The sequence below is a fragment of the Flavitalea flava genome (genome assembly GCF_054461575.1).
This window is the reverse complement of record NZ_JBTLQH010000052.1, coordinates 1-23271: the sequence shown is the minus strand read 5'-3', so window position 1 is coordinate 23271 and position 23271 is coordinate 1. Positions and strand designations below refer to the sequence as shown.

Sequence of the window (23271 nt, the reverse complement as noted above, 5' to 3'; positions counted from 1 at the left end):
AAATTTTAAGATTCTGGTATTACACTGACGGCTCCGATGCAATCTCTGCAAAGAGTCAATAACAAGGCAAATCGATCCATCCTATCCAATTTCCAATGATCGGCTGCCAGATTCAGCAGCCATCCTTCCGGAATCAATCCATCGAAAAAAGGAAACAAGGTCTTATTGCCATACGTTCCATTAGCAATTGGTAGGGTAAGACTTACAGGTTTGCCCCCAGCTTTAATATATTCCTTATCATACGCAAAGCTATACCCATCATAATTTTCAGTAATGATGCCGGCCAATTGATCCTCATAATATACTAATCCTTTTTTATTCATCGTTGGTTGTTTTAGTACCAGGTAACAATTCCATTCCGAATAAGGCCAGGATTTGATTCACTTTATCCATGCGCATAGTTGTCTTGCCTTGTTCAATTTCCCTTATCAGACGTAGACCTATTCCTGATTTTGCCGACAGCTCTTCCTGCGTTAGATTATGTTGCTTTCTTTTTTCCTTTATGAATTTTGATAATTTCGTCATTCTATACCCTTTGGGGTATAAAGATAGCGTAAATTATGTGATTTATACCTTACAGGGTATAGAAAGCTAAAAATCTTCTATAATATACCCAAATGGGTATATTATAGAAGATAAATTACCGTATTATACTTTAAAGGGTATAATCCCCCTAATTCTTCAATCTCGTCGTCAGCTCATCCAGGAACCCATCATATTTCTTCAGTATCCGGTTAAACGATCGGTATTGTTCATCGGCATTATAAGGCGTGGACGATTTCCCGGAAGCCTCCGAAACAAATTTCACCCGGTAGACCAGCGGCGATTCGGAGGATTGTTTGACAATAAAACGGATCCGGATCGTATTGGATTTAAAGGACATGCCTACCCAGGCGGTACGCAGATAGCCGGCTTTTTCATCGCTGTTCTCCAGCACGTCGAATTTTTCCAGCACGGTGCTAACAATTTCCTTCCAGGCGTCTTCCTTGGATTTGGACGGTTTGACATTGATCTGCACTTCGGTATTAGCAATATTCGACTCGATGGAAGAAGTATAGGATTCATCTTCCTGTAACTGGATATAATCGGAGGAAGGTGGATCGGTAACGCCTTTTTTATTGCAGTAGGTCCTTATTTCCGGGATATAACCCTCTGATTTTACTTCCACCGTTACACAGGCACCCTTGGGAATCTTTACGATTACCTTGCCCGAGGCCATTTGAATGCCATCCACATAGATCCGGGCGCTTTGCGGATTAGAGGTTACCGTTACTTTTTCGGAGGAAAAACAGGGAAGGGTGGCCAGCAAAAAAGCGATGAATAAAAAGACGCTAAGCAGGAGCCCCTTGCGGGAAATGAACTGTCTCATAAAGATCCTTTTGGTTAAGTGTAAGCGGTTAAATACGTGCTGAGACAGGTAGCTTTTACAGCAAATCAGTTGTGAAGGGGAGTCAAATATAGGAAAAATTAGGTATGCAGGGACGACCTGCCGGCTACGATTTTAAGGGAAAGGAGAAAGATACCCTAAGGGTATCCATGTAAAAAATCAATTTAAATGCCCTTATTGGCTTAAAACAGGCCCTTTGCCGCTCCATATTAACGAAAAACCTTATTTTTGGAAACCCTTTTCCAAAACCTGTCGGTAAGTATTTTATGTAAAGGACAAAATTCATCTGAAGAGTAAGTAAAAGGATAAATAAAAATCCTTCGTTCAGATCTAAGGCAACTCAATTCTCTCGTGCTTTTTGTCGGCACACGAACTGTTTTAGTAGTACAAACCTTTTTGTCGGATGGCTCCGATCTTAGCAATTGTGATTACATATACGTAGTAAACCCTGTTTTTGGATTTCACTTAAGATTCAAACAACAGGTTGTCTTTCGGGAAAAGTTGCTTAAACGTTTAACCTTATACTATAAAATCAAAAAATGAACCTACCTATGTCAAAGAATCTAACGAACGACAGCAGATCGGTGCTGCTGCTAGCCCTGCTGTTGTCCAGTGGTCTTACCGTCCTGCCCCAGGCCAAACCGAATGGCCCATGTGAGAACATCGCCAATATTTTTCGGGTCACTGCTGCCAGATCGAGATCGATAAGCCCGGAAAACAGCACCGGCGCGGAAGGAGGGGGAGGCACCCGCCAAAAAAATTATCCTTCGGGTCCCACCGACCCCGACCAGGGCTGGAACGAAAGTCCCGGAGTCATTATTAAAGCAAAGACCACTTACACGGTGGCTGAGATGGATGGTTCCGGCTCCATTCAGCATATAAGGATGACTCCCACGGGAAACTGGCGGTATTCCATCCTCCGGTTTTATTGGGACGGTGAAAAGGACCCTTCCGTAGAAGTGCCGGTGGGCGACTTTTTTTGTATGGGCTGGGGGCAATATGCTCCCATGCAGTCCCTGGCGGTCTGTGTAAATCCCGGCAACGCCTTTAACTGTTACTGGCCGATGCCTTTCCGGAAAAAATGCCGGATCACCATCGAAAATGTAGGAGATGATGACATCAGTTTATTTTACCAGGTGGATTATACGCTCACCAAAGTATCCGCCGATGCCGGTTATTTTCATGCTCAATTCCGCCGGATAAAACCCTCACCTGACCAATCAGAATATGTGCTGGTCGATAACATTAAAGGGAAAGGTCAGTATGTGGGCACTTACCTGGCCTGGGGGGTGAACTGCAATTCCTGGCGGGGTGAAGGAGAGATCAGGTTCTGTATGGATGACGGTAAGAAATCACCCTCGGCCACTGGTTTTGGCACCGAAAATTATTTCTGCGGTTTCTACCAGATGGAGATTCCGGATAAAAAACAGGCAGGAATGGTCATGACTGATTATGTCGAATTCTCCACCCCTTATTCCGGCCTGCCTCAGATCCTGAGCGGGAAAGGAAAGGAACCGAACAGCCTGGTACATCGTTATGGGCTTTACCGGTGGCATATCGCAGACCCGATCCATTTCAAAAAAGGTATTAAGGTCACCATTCAGCCTTCAGGCTGGAATAAGGCAAGTTCAACCCAGCCCATGCCCGGTAATGATATCGCGTCTACCGTATTCTGGTATCAGCTGGGGCCGCATACTCCTTATCCCGGTTTGCCAGAAAAAGAAAAATTAGCCATCAATTAAATCTGAAACCACCTTACATAAAAAAGCTTTGGAAACTCCAAAGCTTTTTTATTTAGCAAGGACTTATTTATTTCTCAGCAAAGAATTGATGAAAATAAGGTATCGTCTCGATGCCTTTGTAATAGTTCTCCAAACCGTATTTTTCATTTGGCGAGTGCAGGTTATCGCTGTCCAGGCCAAAACCCATGAATACGATCTTTACGCCTAACTCTTTTTCAAAAAGAGCACAGATCGGTATGCTGCCTCCGCCGCGTACCGGGATCGGTGCTTTGCCAAAGGTCGTCTCAATTGCCTTGGCTGCCGATTGGTAGGCCTTGCTGTCGATCGGGGTCATATAGGGTTCGCCGCCATGATGTTCTTCAGCCGTGATGGTCACTCCTGCCGGAGCAATGCTCTTAAAATAGTTCAGCAGTTTTGCAGTGATTTTAACGGAAGACTGATTGGGTACGAGACGGGCGGAGATTTTGGCCGATGCCTTGGACGGCAATACCGTCTTTGATCCTTCGCCGGTATAACCACCCCAGATGCCGTTCAGTTCCAGGGTAGGGCGGATACCGGTCCTTTCATTGGTGGAATAACCTTTTTCGCCGTACAAGGCCTGAATCCCCAGGTCTTTTTTGTATTCTTCTTCATCGAAGGGCGCAGCCGCCATCAGTTTGCGTTCGGCCGGGCTGGCTTCCACCACATCGTCATAGAAACCGGGAATGGTGATATGGTTATTTTCATCATGACAAGAGGCGATCATCCGGGCCAGGATGGTAATGGGATTGGCTACCGCGCCGCCATAAACGCCGCTGTGCAGATCCCTGTCCGGACCGGTCACTACCACTTCGATATAAGACAGCCCTCTGACCCCAACGTCGATGGATGGTGTATCCATACTGAGCATAGAGGTATCGCTGATCAGGATCACATCGGCCTTTAACAGATCCTTATGGGCCGATACAAATTTGGCCAGATTGGGACTGCCGACCTCTTCTTCTCCTTCGATGATAAATTTGATATTGGTAGGCAGGGAATTGGTCTTCACCATGATCTCCAGGGCCTTTACATGCATATAGAACTGTCCCTTATCATCTGCGGACCCGCGCGCATAGATCTTGCCATCCTTGATCACCGGATCGAAAGGACCGCTATGCCAGAGCTCCAGCGGTTCCGCCGGTTGTACATCGTAATGGCCATACACGAGAACGGTAGGTTTGGAAGGATCGCCGATCTTTTCGGCATAGACCACCGGATGACCTTCAGTAGGGTAGATGGTAGCGGTGCCCACGCCGGCCTCCAATAGCCGCTGTTTGACCAGTTCGGCACATTTTTCCATATCCGCTTTATGTTCGCTGCGGGCACTCACCGAAGGGATGCGGAGCAGTTCGAGTAATTCGGTCAGAAAACGGTCTTTATTCTTATCCTGGTAGTCTTTCCAAGCTTGCATATCCGAATGATTTTTAAAGTAATGGAATGATGAATACTGCCGCCCTGCGACAGGGGCAGCAAATATACAGCTTTTGAAAAAAACGGGATACAAGTCAATAATACTTCACCTCCACCCCCTTCGGGAGCAAATGCTGATAGGTCAGCAGATTCTTCTTCAGATCAGGTGCGGCGGAAGGTTTCACCGCATAAAAGGAAACGATGGCATCCCCGCAGGTGACATTGTTCTGGATCTGCCAGGTGGCGATCTTATTCCATCGTTGTAAAAGATAGGGGCTGTTGAACCGGTCATAGACAATGGCGATCTGTATACCATCGCGCCGGCTGATCGAATCCAAAAAATCCGGGGTATAATAAAACTCCCTTTTACTTCTGGCCACCTCCATATTGGCGAGACCGACCAGGTCGAGATTTTTTCCTTCCGTTAAATAAGAGACCGCGCCTATATCCCCGAGGGCCACCGGCTGATGGTTGTAGTTGGTATGTAAGAAACGGGCCATCTGGATCTGCTGATCAAAAATATTGATACAGGCCTGACCCAGGGTCTGGAAGGAATTCCAACCTCGCAGGAAAAGGGGAAATACAAGGAATACGGTCAGCGAGCCGATCACCAGTCGGGTCATGCCCGTTCTTCCCCGGACAAGTTCCCTGCCATATTGGGCAGTCATAACCCCCAGGATAAACACCGAACAGCCGATCAGGTAGGCTTCATAACGGGGGAATCCGGCATAACCGGTAAAAGATAAATGAAACATGACCGCTGTCGTCAGCAAAATGAGGATGTACCGGTAAGCGGGTTCTTGCCGGGTTCTGTTAAAGGTGATTAAAAAGGCAAGCGGCAGCAGAAATAACAAACGTTGTGTCGCAATCGTAATATAACCGGCAATGGAATAGGATAATTTTACATACCAGGTATCGGTGAAATAATCCAGCAAACCATCGAATGTCATCGGCGGCGCACCCGATTTTAATAAGACGGAATTGGGGAAAAAATAATTCCCGTTGTAAACCGAAATAAAACCAAAAATGAAAATGGGGAGGACACAGAGCAAACCCAACTGAAAGGCCAGGATCAGGCGCCGGTGAAGCAGCACGATCAGACAGGCAACCGCCACCAGGTACATGCCTTCATAACGGGTAGCCGTCATCAGGGCTCCAAAGAGATATACTTTCCAGGAAAAACTCCATTCTTTACCGGAGGAACCCGTGCTGTCGGCTTTTACCAATTCCGCCAGCTCATCGGAAAAAGTGGTGATGAACAGGAAACAGAACAGGAGCTGAAGCGTATGTTCCATGCCCAACACGGCCAATGAAGGAAGGGGAGTGAGGTAAATAACGCCCAATAAAATAAACAAACGGGGCAGGGGAGGGATCGCCTTTTTGACCAGCCAGTTATGCATGACCAACAGCAAAAGGATGGCCGCCACGATATTGATCAAAAAGGGCAGGATACTATGATCGCCGAAGATCCGTAACGCAGCAGCCAGGATGATCGGGAAGGTCAGGGAAGAAGAGGCCGAAGTGAACTCACCGGGCCTGATCCCCCAGGAACCATGAAAAGCAAGATTTTTGGCGATGGCCAGGTGGATAAACGTATCGTCCACCGGGTAGGAAAAAGTACCCTTGGTATCGGAAAGAACCTTTGCTTCGATAATAATTACGGGGGTCAGAAAAGCGACGAAGGCAACCCATACCACCCAACTCTTAAATAATTTTAGGAATGCGGTCATAGATAAGGTTTAAAATAATAGGTTATCAATAATACCGTACCACTACTCCCTGTGGAAGCGATGATTGAAAAGCATGCAAATTCTTTTTCAAATCCGGGCCGGCCTTCTTGTCCACTGCATAAAAGGAAACACTGTCATCGGCGCAAATAAGATTATCCATGATCTGCCAGGAGGCGATCTTATCCCAACGCTCCAGGAGTGCTGGTGGAAAATAACGTTCGAATACGACAGCCACTTTCACGCTGTCTTTTTTGGTCAGCCAGTTCAGAAAATCCGGACCATAATAACCTTTCTTTACGCTCTTTGTTACCTCAATATTTCCTAATCCCCACATATCGACATTTTTTCCGCTGGTGAAAAAGGATGGCCCTCCGATATCGTTCATGGCGATAGGAGTGGTTGGGTAATGCTGGCCCAGGAACCTGCCCATCTGGTATTGCTGCTGGTAAATGTTTACACATTGCCGGCCCACATCCATTAAGGCGTTTTTGCTACGGATCAGGATTGGGAATAAAAGGAACAAGGCAATAAAAAGGGCGGCCCATTGTGCAGCCGGCAGATTTCCTCCCGGCAGATTTCCAGATGGCCCGGCCTTCCAGAGTTTTCCAGGACCGGTAATGGGGTCACCCGTTGCGACAAGGTCTCCCGTTTTATTTTTTATCGTAAACCAATTTCCGGATAATAGTTTTCCGTTCAGGAGTTCCTGCCAGTACCTGGCGTATACCACGCCGGCACCGATAGCGGAGCAACCGATCAGGTAGGCTTCATAGCGGGGGAATCGTCCGCTGCCTGTCAGCACTAAATGGAGTCCCACACCCGCCATCAGGATAAGGAGTATATACCGGTAGCGAAGAGTCGTTCTGGTCTGATCGAGGAATAATAAATAGGTGAGAGGTAGTATAAATAAAAGACGTTGTGTGGCCACGGTGATCCAGCCTATCGTCGAAAAAGAAAGTTTGTTAAAAAGTTCGTCGGTAAAAAAATAATACAGACCATCGAAAGTTAACGGAGGTGCGCCTGATTTTAACAGGACGGAGTTAGGGAAAAAGTAACTGCCTTTATACACCGAAAGCATCCCGAATACCAGGACGGGCAGCAGGGCAATAAGACCTAGTTGAATGGCCAGGAAAAACCGGCGTTGGGTCAGTACCAACAGACAGGCCAAACCAACCAGGGTTACTCCCTCAAAACGGGTAGCCGTCAGCAGCGCAGCATAGAGATAAACCGTCCAGGAAAAATTACCTTCCTTTTTCCCGGAATGAACGATCTTTTCGAGACCTTCTGAAAAAGTAGTGAGGAACAAAAAACAAAACAAAAGCTGTAGGACATGCTCCATTCCACTCATAGCCAGGACCGGCAGCGGCATGAGAAAAATGACCGCCAGCAAAACGATCAGTTGAGCCGTTGGTTTGACCTCCTGTTTGTCCAGCCAGCGCTGCATGACAGCCAATAAAATGACCCCCGCAATCATGTTGATGACAAAAGGGATGAAGGTATGTACTCCGAATATTTTTATGGAGGACCCCAGCAACAGCGGGTAAATAATGGACGAGGAGGCCGATACGAATTCATGCGGCGAGATCCCCCATACGCCATAAAAGGCCAGGTTTCTGGCAATCGCCAGGTGAATAAAAGTATCATCTACGGGATAGGCAAAAACACCATGTGTCGTTTGCATAACCATAAACTCTATGACAAGTACCGGTAACAGGAATGCAGCGATCGCCGACCACAAGACCCAGTTTTTGGTAAGACTTTTATTGACCGTTTTCATTAAATAAATATAGCCACCCGGGCTGCAGTAAGACTACAGTTGGCCGGCTATCACGATCTTCTCCACCGGTATAGATCCATACACCACCTTCAGCGTCGCCTTGCCTTTGGAATACACCACATTACCAAAACCCGTTGCCGTCGACAAAAAGCTGGTAAAATCTCCCATCCGGGAATGGACATACAGGGTTCTGTTGACGGCATCATACCGTACGCCCGTCAGGGCTTCCAACAAGGCATAACTCGATAAGGCCCTGGCATACCAATGCCCGCACTCATATTCGTCGAAGGGATCACGCACTTTACCGTCATAACGGTTACGGCAATTACGTACGATATCCAGCCCTTCCTTTACCTTGCCTTCCCAAATTAAATGTGATGCGGCCTGGTATTCCACGCCCGTCCACACCTCATTACTATAAACAAAAGGAAGAGATAACTGGCCTCCCTTGGGCCAGGTGCAAAGCAACAATCCCCCTTCCTTGCCCAGGGCAAAAGAAGGACGCTGAGGATTGCTGTAATCGGAAAGATCTGTCTTCAGATTATATTTATACACGGCCGATAAATGACTCCGGATCTTGTTGCTGTCCAATGGTTCCGGCAAACCGCAGACCCTGGCCATCCAGGCGCCTAATACACCATCGGAAAGACAACCATTCCCATATTGATATTTTGGTCCTTCTTTTTGCAATAAGGTTTCTGCTTCGGGAGAATAAACCTCTCCTCCATCCAGGGCCTCCTTCGCAAATTTCACCGGGTCCGGTGCGTTCAGTCCTGTCCATTGGATCTTCTGAACAAAATATTCGCCGTTATACAGATCGTGCTCCACGATGGGACGACCTTTGGCCAATAAATCTTTGTAGATGGTCACATTCTGATCCAGGTATTCGCCCATCCGGATCATGGCTTCCAGGGCGCCGAGATAAAAACTGGTGATCATACCATTGGCCCCCCAGAATTCGATATCGTAGGTATTGTGATGCGGTTCGGTAATAGTGCCCTGATGATGCGGATCCCAGGTATGGATACAATAGTCGAGACTGATCTTTACTTTAGGATAAAGACGGCGCAGCCAGGCGCTGTCCCCGCTGATACGCCAATCCCGGTAGGTCTTCATGATCCCTCCCAGCTGACCGTCGGCGGCAGGGGAATAATAGACATGACCCGCCGGGCGGATGGGTAGAGCTGCGCGGTAATTCTGGTGACCGATGGAGTCCATATCCTCACGGAATTCGGTTTCACGGATACTACGTTCCATATCGGGAAATAAATGGCTCAGGGCCTGGGCATAATTCCATACATGGGTACAGGACCCGGCGCAGCTGCCCTGGTTATCGTTACAACCTTCCCAGCCCCAGAAACGCCCGTCATACTGCCGCATAACCGTAGGTGATTTCAGGATGGTCAGATTGGCGCTTATCGCCTCCATAACTTCCGGAGGCATCGAGGACCGGTAAAAGGCATCGCTGAAAAGGGTAGTATTCTTATATAAAGCAGCGTACTGGCTGCCCCAGTAGTTTACGACCTCGCCGATAGAATGGAACTTGCTGCTGTACCAGGGTTTATGATAAATGGAGGGGAGATCTTTGGAGAGATCCCTGACCACACTGTCCGAAGATTTGGTGACCGGCGCTCCGACCCGCAAATGAGAATTGGGCACATACCAGGCCATCAGGACGCGTATATGCCGGGTTTCGCCCGGCTTCAGCGAAAAGGGAACATATAAAGATGCTCCCGGTGCTTCTTTCTCTACCGTTGCTACCGAAGCGGTATCCCTTTTGCCGATCTTGTTCCAGGCCATGGACAAAGGATCATACCATCCGCCCCGGAACCAGCAATGATCAACACTGGCCGGCTCGTCTGTCCAGATGGCAAAATCACCCTGTTGTTCGGGATAGTTCTCGGTGAGGTCCTGGCTGAGTATAAAACCATTAGGTGTGGCCCTTATTTGGTTGGTGCCCAGGGCCGGATTTTTTGGCGCCCGGCTGTTTTGAAGGGCCATGAAGTTCTTGGCGTTATAGGAAAACACATACTCCATGGTTGTTGACCCGGTATTGGTAAAGGCATAATCCAATCCACCAACCGGCAGACTGGAATTATCTGCATCGGTTGGGATAAAAGGACTCCATCCCCTGATCACTACCCCAAGCGGTAAATCTTTATCCTTTAACCGGACTTCCCCGAAAGGAAATCTCGCCTGGAATTCGGCTTCCCGAAACCGGGCCAGGCCAAAAGTGGTTCCTTCCGCGCCTCTGGCGGCACCCCATTGCCCGAATTTTTTCCAGCCCGGTACCGGGCCTTCCAGGACCTTGGCAATGCCCTGGGGTCCAGGATTTCCGGAATTTCCCGGGTTCCCGGAGGTTCCCGCATTCCTGGCATTCTCAGAGCTTCCCTTTAGCGAGATGGCTGCGAACATATCGGGTTCATTGAAGATCTCGGGCGAATGTCTGATCGACATATGCGAAATAGCCCCTGTCCCTTCCAGACAGAACATGCCCGCTCCCATCCCTCCGATGGGGAAGGCTACACGCTGAAGATATTCGCCGCTATAAGGACCATTATAAGAATGCTGGGCATAAATAAACATGTTTTGAAAGACGCAGAAGGCGGTCACCAGGATGATTTTTGAAAGACCTTTCATGTTGGATATATATAAATTAATTTAAATATCATGGTGAAAATAAGACATTCACCAGCAGCTATACCAGCCGTGCTATAATAAAAACACGCTCCTAGTAGAAAAGTCCTAGTCATTTCTAAGAATTTTTTTAAATTTATTATAAGATTTAAAACGCATTAACTATCTTGCTAATCTGTTTTTGCCCGAAATTCCTGTCGATCGATTCCTTAACGACCTTAATTGCAGATCTCAGTTGCATGGGTTTTTTGTTTTGTTCTTCGTAATAATTTGACCCTCTGATTAAACCTTCCTTCGTGGTTAGACTGCCGGTAGCATGAGATTTCCATTTTTATTCAAAAAAATCATTCATGACCATCGATCGTGACAGTTATTCATTCGGGTTATTTTACCAACTCAATGAGACACCCCTTCCCCAACTATTAGAACAGCTTGGATTGGAATCTATCAAAGGCATCGATATGCGCAGGATTGCCATCCCCGCCCTTCTTCTGCGACGGCTGGATCCGGAGGCTGTCCGGATGATCCTGGCGGAACCCTGCGGCATGGGAAATATCACCACCGAACATGCTGCTTTTATTTGCGAAGGATTAAGGAGCGAAACGGCCTTTGTGGAGGAAGTCGAAGGAGGGATCGCCTTCAGGCAGGACCTGCGGATAGCCCTCTACGACAGTATCGCAAAAAATAAGGAATACAATCATATCGCCATCCACGATAGTGCCAAGGATTACTACAAATTCGATCTGGATCTGCACTTCCAGGCGGAGCATCTTTTTCACCGGTTGAAACGGGGTGACGATCCGACCGTCATAGAAATCTTCTATTCGGATTCCCTGAGGCCTTTGCTGGACACCTGTCTGCCGGAATTGAATCCCGATGCGGCCGCCTCGCTCGCCAGTTTTATGAAAATAACCCTTCCTGAAGAGGTGGTGGAGAAGGCCGGCATGTTCGCCTGGGAAAGATATTATACCTGGCTGGCTAAAGATGCCCTGGCCAGGGATGATGAGGAGGCCTTGCGGGACATTTATGAAAAATTATTGAAACGTTTTGATCGCTCCGCCCAAAGTCCGTTGTTCTTTTATGAAGCGGCCGTTTATCTCCGTTTCGGAGAGCTGGAAAAGGCGGCCTATGTGAATTTATATGGGCTCCAGGCCTTGCCACCCTATGGCTCCGCCCTGCCCCGTCTCGTGAAATTTTCCTTACAGGAAATACGCATCCGGGAAAAAAAGGAGGATTTTGAAGGAGCCTGTGCCATTGGCCGCAGTCTTCGCCAGGAACTCGACACCTTTAATTTTGCCCCGCAAAATGAAGAACAGATGAAGGACCTGGTAGATTATATTGTCGCCTTTATGCGGGTGCAGAAACGAGTGAACTATAAGACGAATCTCAACCGGGAAATCAAACGGCTCGCCGATCTGCTGGTCGGTCATAAAGGCTCACCGTCTTCTGCTATACTAAAATATTACCAGGCGCTGCCTGAGCCTGAACCCGTCAGAGCCTCCGGACTCAAACTGATGCTGAAATCGTTAAGGGGGTACCTGAGCAGGAAAAGAGTGTTGTGATTTAAGCTGCAAGCCGCAAGCTGCAAGATTCAAGTCTGAAGATTTTAAGCGCTCAGTCGGTGTTTTTTATTTGGAACGATAGTTTTCATCGTCCATTCGATCCGTTTTTCAAAGGGGTGTTTACGGACTGCGCAATCTTCTTTGGTGCAGATAAAACAAGAGAAATCCATACAGGCATCGGAATGCACGAAGAACTCCATCGCCTCTCCGAACTCCGTCCTGATCAGGGCCGTCAGCGCGTCGATCTCCGTATGCGCTTCCACTACATTCAGATACCAGGGTACCGTCAAATGACAATCGACATGCAATAAACCTCCGTATTTGATAACCCTGAAATTATGGAGGTCTACCCAGTTTTTACGCCGGTTGGCATTCAGCCAGCCGATCATCTTCTCCAATAACTGCATATCCGCCTCGTCCATGATACCAGCAATGGAGCTGCGCAGGATCCGGTAACCCGTATACAGGATGATCCCGGCAAAAAGAATCGATATGGCCCCATCCACCCAGGTCATTTTGGTATATAAGATGATCCCTAATCCCAGGATGATCCCCAGGGTGGAATACGTGTCGGTCCGCAAATGTCTGCCGCTGGCAACCAGGGCCATGGATTGGTTCTTTTTCCCCTTGTAAATGCTGATCGAGCCCACTACAAAATTGATCACCGCAGTAATGCCCACCAGGATAATCCCTTTATCCAGTTTCTGGATCGTATGCGGATGGATAAGATTTACGATCGATTCATAAATGATGATCAGCCCGGCCATGATGACCAGGGAGCCTTCTACGGCCGCCGAGAGGAACTCGGCCTTACCATGTCCATAGGGATGGTCTTCGTCCCTGGGTTTGGAGGCTACATAAAGACTATAGAGACCGATGAAACCAGCGATCACGTTCACGGTGCTTTCCAGTGCATCCGTCAGTACGGCAACCGATTGAGTCAGGTAATAAGCAATGATTTTCAGCCCAAAAAGGAGGACCGCTACGGCTACTACGATTTGCTGGAATTTTACGTTTTCTTTGCTTTTTTCCAAAATAGACGATTGCTTGAAAAATAATAACTATTCTTCCGCGGCTTTTAATTTTGCTTCCTTGCGTTTCTGTATAAACGTCCGGATGTCCCGGATAACCCGGAAATAGAATTCCTTGTTGAACAATTGTGAGTCATGGAGGGCTTTGTAAATGAGGAAGATCCCGATAGGAGTCAGTACATAGGTCGCCATCCACATGCCGGCAAAGGGTGTCATCACATCCTGTTTGACAAACTTTTTCCCGAAATTATTCAGCAGGAAAAAGATAACGAAGAATACAACGGCAAAGATCAGCGGCAGACCGATCCCGCCTTTACGGATAATCGACCCCAGGGGTGCGCCAATAAGGAACATCACCAGACAGGCTACCGAAAGGGTTAACTTTTCATGCCAGGCGATCAGGTGCAGACGGAGATCGTTCTCTTCATTTTCAAATAAATACGCTGGTTGGTCCAGGTTGCTTTTCACTCCGTTGATGGTGGAAATGGTCCGGTCCAGGACAGAATTCCGGGTGCTGTCCGGAAGCATGTCCAGGAAGGTCATGACCCTGGGTGCCGTCTTTTTATTGGCATCGGCCAGTTTGCTGGCGCTGTCTTTATGGTTAGCGGGATTATTCGTTGCATTGCCCGTTTGGACATTGCCGCCCGGTCCGCCCGGCCTCCCCATTACGGCGGCTTTACTGATGGAATCCTGGATCCTCCGCATGGAGTCCCGGACCTTCGCCACAAAAGCCGTGTCATGGGTTCGCATCACCGAATCGCGCAGAATTACGATCCCGGATTTTCGTGCAGAATCCAAATCGTTTCCGTTAAGCAGTTTTCCATCCAGTCCTTTAATCAGGGAATCTCTCCCTTTCCAGGCTGCCAACCCAGTGTGGTTTTTCTTCGCCAGGGAGTCACGTACCTTATTTACCGAGTCACGGGCCCGGTTTTCGGCGATTGTCCTTTCTTCCGTCGCCTTGGCATAGGCCTTGGTGGCACTGTCAAAACGTTTCCTGGCCGAGTCCAGTGAAGGCGCTTGCAACCCTGCGATCCAGGCACTGTCCATTGCTTTGGGGAATTTCAATGTTGCCTTCATGTCCCTGGATACCCGCTGCAGGTAGGACATATTCACCTTCTCCAGGGAATCGATCCTGCCGGTCAGCTGGCGCATGCTGAGCATCATGTAATTATTCTTAAAGGCGCTGTCGTCCGTCTTGTTTAATTTGAAGGAAGTCAGATCCAGCACTTTTTTATATTCCTTAAAGCCGAGCCGGACAAACTCCGTATTGAGGGATCCCCGGTCTCCCTTTTCCCGGTAGGTCCATCCGTTCTGCAAGGTAAAGACCAGGAATTTTTTGTTGGCTGAGACAACCATTTTCCCTTTTTCCGCTACGATAATATCGTCCTGTACCCCTGCATTATCCTGTTCATAGATCACCACGCTGCGGATGGTGGAATCGTCTTTTTCCTTTTTACCTATCTTGATCACATAACCCTCGATCCGGTCATAAAACACCCCTTCCTTGATATCGAAGGCCGGTTTGCTCATGATGATATCGTATTTGAGGGTATTCATTTTTAAATTGGCGATCGGGATCAGGTTATTATTGAACAGAAAAGCAATATAACAGACTACCAGGCTGACGAAGAACAAAGGCCGCATAAAACGGAGCAGCGGAATCCCGGCCGCTTTGATCGCAATCAGTTCAAAAGTCTCGCCCAGGTTACCAAAGGTCATAATGGACGACAACAATACCGCCAGGGGCAGGGCCAGGGGCACCAGGGTGGCACTCACATAAGAGATCAGCCGCAAAACGGTGAAAAGATCCACCCCTTTACCCACGATATCGTCGATATAGAGCCAGAAGAACTGAAGGACCAATACGAATAACGTTATGAAAAAGGTGGCTATAAAAGGCCCGATAAAGGCTTTTATGATGAGAAGATCCAGTTTTTTTATCAGCGGCTTTATCAAGTGGTTCGAATTCCGGCTTTCTGAAATGATGTTATCTTTAACGTATGAATCCCGCAAATTTACAACTTTCACCAGAGGAATTGGCATTGATCAGCGACTCATCCTGGATTTTAACAAAGAATGCGACCATGGCCAGGATTATCGCTTTTTTCGCGGATCTCAGCGAGGAAATGAAGTCCCTCTGGCCCCATACCACCAATCCCAAAATCTCCAAAGGGGAGAACTACAATGGCCTGCCCTATGTCGTCCTGGATTACCCCCGTCTTTTCGGCCGGGAGGATGTTCTGGCCGTTCGCACCCTTTTCTGGTGGGGGCATTATTTCAGTGTGACCCTACATCTGAAAGGCCGGTTCCAGGAAAGCTTGCTGCCCGTTATAAAAGAGAATCTGAAGAAATTAAGCGAATTGGGTTTTCATATCAGCATTTCCGACGACGAATGGAAACATGAAATCGAAGCGGATCATTATACCCCCATAGAGGAAATTAACGAATCCGATCTGGAAGGCAGGATGACCAATCACCCATTTCTAAAACTTTCCGCAAAATGTCCCCTGGAAGCTGGGAATATTCATGAAAAACTGATGGAATTGTTTGGGGCGCTGACGGTTTTGGCGACTTAGCGGTAATTTCTCTTTGTGTTTAGATGATATATTCTTTTAATAGTCAGTTAGTTAAAATGAGTTTTCCGTAAACTGAACTATTAAAGTATTTAAGCGTTTCCGTAACCAAAGTCATCAAATGATTAGCATTTCCCCAAAATTTGTGACCAACAATTACCTGTTTTCGCTAGCCAATTTTTGGGTATTTTTGAAAATATTAAATTTCTTAAGGTTTTGATAAAAGAAATAAGCATCAATAATTTCAAATCGGTTCAGGAATTAACTATTCCCCTTACCCGATTTAATGTGCTAATTGGTTCCAACGGGTCAGGTAAATCCAATATCCTGGAGGCTATTGCTTTTGGTGCTGCTGCTTCCGCTAATAAATTGGATAATGAATTTTTAAGCTCCAGGGGAATCAGAGCTTCTGACTCTCCCTTAATGAAAAGCGCATTTTCAATTTCAAATGCTTCAAAGGAGATTTCCTTGCAATTTAAAACTGCAGAAAAAGATATTCAGTTTTCAATTGAAGAAGATGATGGGCCGGTTCTAAAATGGGTTGTAAAAGAAAAAGGGATTTTGGAAGGTAGATTTATTGAAATTTTTTTGGATGCACTTTCCGAAATGAAAAGAAAAGACCCTAAACTTTACGATAGAACTATAGAACACCTAATAAATAATAAAAACTTCCAGTTTGGCGAAATCATAAGTTGGCCAAGAGAAAAAGAATTAACCGAATTTTTAGGGACTCCTTTATCACAGGATAGAACAAATAGAATCCATGATCTCAACTTCCATGACGAATTCCTAGCTAATTTTATCATTTATAGCCCTGAAATAAGTGCATTGCGGAAATTTGAAGACGAAAGTCAAATCAAACCCTTAGGCATAAAAGGGGAAGGGCTTTTCAATTTGCTCCAAATCTTTAATGAAAGTGAAAGCTACGGTCCTGATACTATTAACGAATTAAAAAGATATTTATATATCATAGAATGGTTCGACGATTTTGAGGCGATTTATGATAAAGCTTCCGGAAGAAAAAGTTTAGTTGTTAAAGACCGTTATATCCCGGAAATAAACCTAAATCAGAATAATGTAAATGAGGGGTTCCTGTTCCTGCTATTTTATATTTCACTTTTTGTAAGTAGGGAAACTCCCTCCTTTTTTGCTATTGATAATATCGAGGCATCCTTTCATCCAAGAGTTTGCGAAGAACTAATTAAAATATTAATCAAGCTATCAAAAGATCATAATAAACAAATCATATTAACCACCCACAACCCCTTTGTGTTAGATGGACTAGACCTTGAAGATGAGGAGCAAACTCTTTTTGTGGTTAGAAGAAATTCGGATGGAGAGACCATTGCAGATAAAATTGGCAAACAAAAAGAGGTAAAGTTATCTGAGGCATGGATAAGGGGGTATATAGGAGGGCAACCAGAAACTATAGAATAATGAAGTTTGCATTTGTGGGAGAAGGGCTGACAGATCATATTGTTGTAAAAAATCTTTTAATTGGATTATATAACGACAAGAACCTTGCACTTAATCGATTGCTTCCAAAAGAAAAAGAACCTGTTGGATGGGGGAATGTATTACGGTTTCTCTCCACTGAAGAATTTCAGACCGGAGTTAAAAATTCTGACTATATCATCATTCAGATCGATACAGATAAATGTGAGGAGTGGAAGGAAGGATTGCCTCAAATAGGAGATGATGAATCAAAAATAGATTCCTTTATATCTCAAGTGACCGCTGTCCTCATAACGAAAATAGGAGAGCCCTTCTATACAGAAAATAAACCTAAATTCATCTTTGCCATAAGCGTTCACGAACTGGAATGCTGGCTTCTGCCTTTTAATTCCAACAACTCCGCCCATCAGGCAAAAATGGTTAACTGTCTAAATACTCTCGAAAAGATAGCTACCGCAAAAGGATTTTCTCTTCATCAAAAAAATTATCAGGGCGGAAGGCATTATGATGATTTCTCAACGGGTATGAAAAAGAATAGCGAGCTAAAGCAAAAGTATGGGCTTAATCCAAGCCTTAAGATATTTATTCAAAAGCTGCCAAAGGCTATTGCGTCAGGCTCAGATGAAATCGTGAAATGAAAGAAATAAATACGAGGTTCTCATGATTTTTATTCTTTTTTCAATTGTCTACTTTTTGATATTTAGGTGGATTTGGTTTGATTTATTGGGAACACATGACCCTTACTTCTTTACCGATACTGCCCAAGGAATTACACGGTTGCCTACTTTCCTGGCTATCTATTTAGCCTCTTTGATTATTTTATCTCAGGCAGGAATAGTAATATCCAGATGGAATAGAAGATTTGGAATATGTAGAGGTTTTATTTATTCCCGAAGTTATTGTTTAGCGTTATTGTTGCTTTGTACTTCGTATCTAATTTACGTATCCATTAAATTTATTACCTAAGTACGAACCCAAATTGCAATCTGACACAATTGATTTTACAGACCCAATGTCTCTATAATTTAAATAAAATTGCCCCTCCTAAATTTTCCTGGAAAATTTCCCGAACAAAAAACTCTCCCGAAAAAGCATCCAATGAAAAAGTATCAACGAAACCACGTGAGGGATTGAAGCAAAAAGCCCGGAGCCAGGTAAGCGAAGCGAGCCATACGAAAAAGGGCCCAACAAAGTTGAGCCCTAAATAAAGTATAGGTGAGGACTTGCCGAGTAAAGCCCAACCCAGTGTAGGCGGGGCACGCCAAAATATGCAGTCCACGTAATCAGGAACCAGCCGGTGTAAAACCCAGGGAGGCTAATTCCCCAACCGGTGAAAAAGATCCTTCACCTGCGAACTCCAAAGCTGACTCTGATCTTTAATTTCCTTCTTTTCAGCAAAATCTTTTATAATGAGGATAGTCAGATTCGTCACTTCTGATTTTTCGATGCGGAACTCAAAAAATTCTTCTTTAGGAGAATGCGTCCAGTGAAAGCGTATGAACTTATCCGTTTCACTCTCGAGCATGTCGGCCTTATCCGTGGTGCCATTCCAGGAAAAACTGTAAACCTTATCTCTTTCGTCAACCTTATCTGCGAACCATTCCTGCAGTCCTGCGGGTGAGCTTAAAAAGTCATATAAAATGGAGGGGGAACATCTTATTGGGAATTCTAATGTGAAAAGCTGCTTCTTACTCATCTATTTGTCAATTGAATCTTGTTACCAAACATCCCGGGAATCTTTTCTATCGCCTCAGTCAGCAATTTTTGAAATTACCAGGGTACCACCACCGCTCCCCATTTGGGAGAAACCCGGCGATTATTGCAATAATATAAAAATAATTCAACCATCAAAACTTTTTTTCGCTCAGTGTTTAATAGTCAAAACTAAACAACTATGATACTTTTTTATCCTAAATGGACTGAGTACCAGTATTTTATAAAATTATTTTTGGTTACACATCCGGAATTGGGTATATTGCTATTCACATCTTTATAACCACCAGCCAGTCTTTAGTATAAGAAAAGCTCTATTTATACGTTTTTACAAGGAATCCTATTAAACATTACCCATAAACCTTTAAAACCCTTTAAAGACCTCAAGCCTATGAGCATGCGTCAACTCAAGATCACGAAGAGTATAACAAATCGTGAATCCCAGAGCTTGGAGAAGTACCTGCAGGAGATCGGTAAAGTAGAGTTAATCAGCCCGGAAGAGGAAGTGAAACTTGCTGTCCGGATCAAGCAGGGAGATCAAAAAGCTCTCGACAAATTAACCAAGGCCAACCTTCGCTTTGTGGTTTCGGTGGCCAAACAGTACCAGAATCAGGGACTGTCGCTGCCGGATCTCATCAATGAAGGGAATTTAGGCCTGATCAAGGCGGCCCAGCGTTTCGATGAAACCAGGGGCTTTAAATTCATCTCTTATGCCGTATGGTGGATCCGTCAAAGTATCCTTCAGGCACTGGCGGAACAATCCCGTATCGTTCGTCTTCCACTCAACAAAGTAGGCCTCACCAATCGCATTCAGAAGGCTTTTTCCCAATTGGAACAGCTGTTCGAACGCGAGCCCTCAGCCGAGGAACTGGCCGAAGTATTGGAACTGGACATCGAGGAAGTCTCTTCCACAATGGGGATCTCAGGTCGTCATGTAAGCATGGACACTCCCTTATCGGAAGGCGAAGAGAACACTTTGCTGGACGTAATGGAGAATCCCAATGCCGAAAGGGCGGAGACGAACATCGAACACAAAGAATCCCTGAAAATGGAGATCGACCGTTCGCTGAAAGCCCTTACGGAAAGACAGAAAGAAGTCATCTGTTTCTTTTTTGGCATCGGGGTGGACCATCCTATGAGCCTGGAAGACATCGGAGAACGTTTTAACCTGACCCGGGAGAGGGTGCGCCAGATCAAAGACAAGGCTATCACCAAATTACGCAGTAACAACCGTTCCAAGATGTTACGTAGTTATTTGGGCGTATAGGCCCCCTAGCCCCCTAAAGGGGGGAAAAGGCAGCAAGAACTTCGTGTTAAACACTGTTTAACACTCGTTTGAGCTACCGCTCGTAACCTTCGTCCCGCTCTTTGAGCGAAACTCGGTTACCTTCGCCGGGAGCTCGGTAATAATCCGTAATCACACCCTATTAAAACAACCTTTAAACAACAAAAAATTTGAAATAAAATATACACCTAAGATTCCCTAAATTTGCCACTCTTTTAAGTGAATATAACCTGGTTGTATTCACTTTTACTTTTGGGGCAATAGCCCCAAAGACCGAAGGTCAATCATAAGACGGTAAGCGCAAGGGGGGATATTTTTAACAAAATTCCCCCTGCGCTTACCAAGGGGAATAGCCCCAGAGACCGAAGGGTCCAAGGGCAGCATTATTAGATAAAATATAAATAGCGCATGTATGTTTGAAAGTTTGTCGGAGCGGCTGGAGTCGGCGTTTAAGCAGATAAAGGGGGAGGGCCGCATTACCGAATTGAATATCGCGGCAACGGTCAAGGATATCCGTCGTGCCCTGATCGATGCGGACGTCAACTATAAGATAGCCAAGGACTTCACCGATACCGTCCGGGAAAAGGCCCTGGGCCAGAAAGTGCTGACGGCGGTAAGTCCCGGCCAGTTGATGGTCAAGGTCGTGAAGGACGAACTGGTGGAACTGATGGGCGGAACCGAAAGCGAACTGAACGCAAAGGGGGCGCCGGCAGTCATTCTGATCGCCGGTCTGCAGGGTAGTGGTAAAACTACGTTCAGCGGCAAACTGGCTAATTACCTGAAAACCAGGAAAGGCCTGTCTCCGCTCCTGGTTGCGGCAGATATCTATCGTCCTGCGGCTATCGAGCAGCTCAAGGTACTTGGGGGTCAGATCGGGGTAGATGTCTACAACGAGCCTGATAACAAGGATGCGGTGCAGATCGTCCTGGCCGCTATAAAAGAGGCTAAGAGCAAAAATAAGAATGTAGTGATTATCGATACGGCCGGTCGTCTGGCGATCGACGAAGTGATGATGAAAGAGGTGGAGGCCATTAAAAAGGCCGTCAATCCCCAGGAAATCCTCTTTGTCGTGGATTCCATGACTGGTCAGGATGCGGTCAATACGGCCAAAACCTTCAATGATGTCCTGGACTTTACCGGGGTGGTGCTGACCAAACTCGACGGGGATACCCGGGGTGGGGCAGCCTTATCCATCAAATACACCGTTCAGAAACCGATAAAGTTCATCAGCAGCGGGGAGAAAATGGATACGTTGGACGTATTCTACCCCGAGAGAATGGCGCAAAGGATCCTCGGGATGGGGGATATTACCACCCTCGTGGAAAAGGCCCAGGCGCAATTCGATGAGGTTCAGGCTAAAAAGCTGGAAAAAAAGATCCGCAAGAACCAGTTTGATTTTGAGGATTTCAAACAGCAACTGGAGCAAATCAAGAAAATGGGGAATATCAAGGACCTTTTAGGCATGATTCCGGGTGTTGGGAAGGCCGTAAAGGACATCGATATCAGCGATAATGCGTTTGCAGGGATCGAAGCGATGATCAATTCGATGACTCCCTTCGAAAGGACCAACCCGGATGTGATCGATCAGAGCAGAAGAAAGAGGATTGCAGGGGGAAGCGGCAAAAAACTGGAAGATATCAACGCATTTCTGAAACAATTCGAGCAAATGAAACAAATGATGAAAATGATGAATAAGATGCCGATGGGAGGAGCCCTGGGGCGACGGAAATAGGCATCTTATCGGCCTGAAAGGCCAATCATAAGACGGTTGATCGGAAACACGCTACTTTTTGCAAATGCGGGTTTACGATCAACTCACGATGCCGATGGGGGGAGCCCTGGGGCGGAGGAAATAGATAAATCGCAGGATTCACCGCTCATGGAGCAAGGTTGTTAAAGCAAAAGTGGCGGATCTGGGTAAATCGTTAATTTTTAAGCCCGTTCATAAAATATGGCACCTTACATTTCGAGGTTTATTTGATAAGTATTATTTTTGAATTATTAGTAGCGGATGGCTACCTTTGCCGTCCGAAAAAAGAGTAACCTTATTGTTCACGCATTTAAATTTCTATTTAAAATGCCAGTTAAAATCAGACTGCAACGTCACGGGTCTAAGAAGAGACCATTTTATTTCATCGTAGTAGCCGACGGCCGTGCGCCCAGAGATGGCAAGTTCATCCAAAAGATCGGTACGTACAATCCCCTTACTGTTCCTGCTTCTGTTCAATTAGATCGCCAAAAAGCGCTCGATTGGCTGCACAAAGGTGCTCAGCCTACCGACACGGTACGCAGGATCTTATCTTACAAGGGAGTTCTTTACCTGAAACATTTATTGCGTGGTGTGAAATTGGGCTTGTTCGATGACGCAACCGCAATGGTGAAATTCCAGACCTGGCACTCCGAACACGAGATCCAGATGAAGAAACGCCAGGAAGATAACAGAAAGTCTAAATACCCCCGTAGGGCAGGCGGACCTCCTGTGAGAAGAGTAGAGAGAAGAGAGGAAGGCGGTACTCCGGCACCTGCTGCACAGGCTTAGGCTCGATGCAAAGGGTCCAGGACCAAAACAATGAAATTAGTATCAGGAGGAAAGTAAGCCCGGAATTGCCGGATTATTGACCTCCTGATTTTTTTTGTGATTAAATAACCATTCAAGGGAACATAGTTCCCTGGCTGAAGGCCCATCATATGAGCAGTAATTACCGGAATATAGGAAAATTGGTAGCCGTATTCGGCCTCCAGGGTGAACTTATCCTGCAGCACCGGCTGGGTAAAAAAACCAGTCTGAAGGGACTTACGACGATATTCCTGGAAGATAAAAAGGATGAAATGCTGCCCTGGTTCATCGAAACGACCAAGATAAAGGGCGCCGAAGACCTGTATATCAAACTGGAAGGCATCGATTCCAAAGAAGCCGCCAAAAAAATCCTTTCCAGGGAAGTCTGGCTCTC

At 46.1% G+C, this 23271-nt stretch carries 19 protein-coding genes; 9 read left to right on the top strand and 10 right to left on the bottom strand.

The features are described 5' to 3' along the window. Positions 1-5: 5 nt before the first annotated feature. The 3 genes from ACX0G9_RS27570 to ACX0G9_RS27560 form a co-directional block, all read right to left on the bottom strand. On the bottom strand, positions 6-323 hold the full coding sequence (locus ACX0G9_RS27570) for a HipA N-terminal domain-containing protein (protein WP_459068204.1): 318 nt from the start codon (positions 321-323) through the stop codon (positions 6-8). Then, positions 316-525 (bottom strand): helix-turn-helix transcriptional regulator, encoded by a 210-nt coding sequence (locus tag ACX0G9_RS27565; RefSeq protein ID WP_459068203.1) that lies wholly within the window; start codon positions 523-525, stop codon positions 316-318. Before ACX0G9_RS27565 ends, ACX0G9_RS27570 begins: the two co-directional genes overlap by 8 nt. Before the next feature lie 148 nt (positions 526-673). Continuing rightward, a complete protein-coding gene (locus tag ACX0G9_RS27560) occupies positions 674-1369 on the bottom strand; it encodes a hypothetical protein (RefSeq protein ID WP_459068202.1) in 696 nt (231 codons plus the stop codon). A gap of 569 nt (positions 1370-1938) precedes the next feature. On the opposite strand from ACX0G9_RS27560, the gene ACX0G9_RS27555 reads away from it, so the two are divergent. Next, a complete protein-coding gene (locus ACX0G9_RS27555; RefSeq protein ID WP_459068201.1) occupies positions 1939-3129 on the top strand; it encodes a glycoside hydrolase family 172 protein in 1191 nt (396 codons plus the stop codon). A gap of 67 nt (positions 3130-3196) precedes the next feature. On the opposite strand, the gene ACX0G9_RS27550 is transcribed toward ACX0G9_RS27555, so the two are convergent. The 4 genes from ACX0G9_RS27550 to ACX0G9_RS27535 all read right to left on the bottom strand — a co-directional run bounded on the left by ACX0G9_RS27550 (position 3197) and on the right by ACX0G9_RS27535 (position 10704). Continuing rightward, a complete protein-coding gene (locus ACX0G9_RS27550) occupies positions 3197-4561 on the bottom strand; it encodes a dipeptidase (protein ID WP_459068200.1) in 1365 nt (454 codons plus the stop codon). A gap of 94 nt (positions 4562-4655) precedes the next feature. Continuing rightward, positions 4656-6290 (bottom strand): hypothetical protein, encoded by a 1635-nt coding sequence (locus ACX0G9_RS27545; RefSeq protein ID WP_459068199.1) that lies wholly within the window; start codon positions 6288-6290, stop codon positions 4656-4658. Positions 6291-6315: 25 nt separating this feature from the next. Beyond that, the gene (locus ACX0G9_RS27540) at positions 6316-8064 is read right to left on the bottom strand and encodes a hypothetical protein (protein ID WP_459068198.1); all 1749 of its coding nucleotides are present in this window, start codon (positions 8062-8064) and stop codon (positions 6316-6318) included. A gap of 33 nt (positions 8065-8097) precedes the next feature. Next, entirely contained in the window at positions 8098-10704 is a 2607-nt protein-coding gene (locus ACX0G9_RS27535) for a GH116 family glycosyl hydrolase (RefSeq protein ID WP_459068197.1), read from the bottom strand. A gap of 347 nt (positions 10705-11051) precedes the next feature. On the opposite strand from ACX0G9_RS27535, the gene ACX0G9_RS27530 reads away from it, so the two are divergent. Further along, positions 11052-12263, top strand: coding sequence for a hypothetical protein (locus ACX0G9_RS27530; protein WP_459068196.1), 1212 nt, complete (start codon positions 11052-11054; stop codon positions 12261-12263). 44 nt (positions 12264-12307) lie between these two features. Here the strand turns inward: ACX0G9_RS27530 and ACX0G9_RS27525 are convergent, their stop codons facing one another. Together ACX0G9_RS27525 and ACX0G9_RS27520 are read right to left on the bottom strand one after the other, a co-directional pair. Next, positions 12308-13297 (bottom strand): cation diffusion facilitator family transporter, encoded by a 990-nt coding sequence (locus tag ACX0G9_RS27525; RefSeq protein WP_459068195.1) that lies wholly within the window; start codon positions 13295-13297, stop codon positions 12308-12310. Positions 13298-13324: 27 nt separating this feature from the next. After that, positions 13325-15250, bottom strand: a complete 1926-nt coding sequence (locus tag ACX0G9_RS27520; RefSeq protein WP_459068194.1) for an LptF/LptG family permease — start codon at positions 15248-15250, stop codon at positions 13325-13327. A gap of 44 nt (positions 15251-15294) precedes the next feature. Between ACX0G9_RS27520 and ACX0G9_RS27515 the strand changes: the two genes are divergently transcribed. The 3 genes from ACX0G9_RS27515 (at position 15295) to ACX0G9_RS27505 (ending at position 17960) form a co-directional block, all read left to right on the top strand. After that, positions 15295-15870 (top strand): hypothetical protein, encoded by a 576-nt coding sequence (locus ACX0G9_RS27515; RefSeq protein ID WP_459068193.1) that lies wholly within the window; start codon positions 15295-15297, stop codon positions 15868-15870. Between the two features lie 213 nt (positions 15871-16083). Next, positions 16084-17304: an AAA family ATPase gene (locus ACX0G9_RS27510; protein WP_459068192.1), complete on the top strand. Its 1221-nt coding sequence runs from the start codon at positions 16084-16086 to the stop codon at positions 17302-17304. Beyond that, positions 17304-17960 (top strand): hypothetical protein, encoded by a 657-nt coding sequence (locus ACX0G9_RS27505; protein WP_459068191.1) that lies wholly within the window; start codon positions 17304-17306, stop codon positions 17958-17960. Before ACX0G9_RS27510 ends, ACX0G9_RS27505 begins: the two co-directional genes overlap by 1 nt. Positions 17961-18637: 677 nt before the next feature. Here the strand turns inward: ACX0G9_RS27505 and ACX0G9_RS27500 are convergent. Next, positions 18638-19018 (bottom strand): START-like domain-containing protein, encoded by a 381-nt coding sequence (locus tag ACX0G9_RS27500; protein ID WP_459068190.1) that lies wholly within the window; start codon positions 19016-19018, stop codon positions 18638-18640. 408 nt (positions 19019-19426) lie between these two features. On the opposite strand from ACX0G9_RS27500, the gene ACX0G9_RS27495 reads away from it, so the two are divergent. From ACX0G9_RS27495 to ACX0G9_RS27480, 4 genes are all read left to right on the top strand, one after another. Next, complete coding sequence (locus tag ACX0G9_RS27495) at positions 19427-20302, top strand: sigma-70 family RNA polymerase sigma factor (RefSeq protein ID WP_459068189.1); 876 nt, start codon at positions 19427-19429, stop codon at positions 20300-20302. A gap of 430 nt (positions 20303-20732) precedes the next feature. Then, entirely contained in the window at positions 20733-22052 is a 1320-nt protein-coding gene (gene ffh / locus ACX0G9_RS27490; protein ID WP_459068188.1) for a signal recognition particle protein, read from the top strand. A gap of 345 nt (positions 22053-22397) precedes the next feature. Further along, positions 22398-22859 carry a 30S ribosomal protein S16 gene (gene rpsP, locus ACX0G9_RS27485; RefSeq protein WP_459068187.1) on the top strand — a complete coding sequence of 154 codons (462 nt, stop codon included), beginning with the start codon at positions 22398-22400 and terminating at the stop codon, positions 22857-22859. Between the two features lie 149 nt (positions 22860-23008). Beyond that, the coding region (locus ACX0G9_RS27480; protein ID WP_459068186.1) for a ribosome maturation factor RimM at positions 23009-23271 on the top strand (263 nt) is incomplete at its 3' end.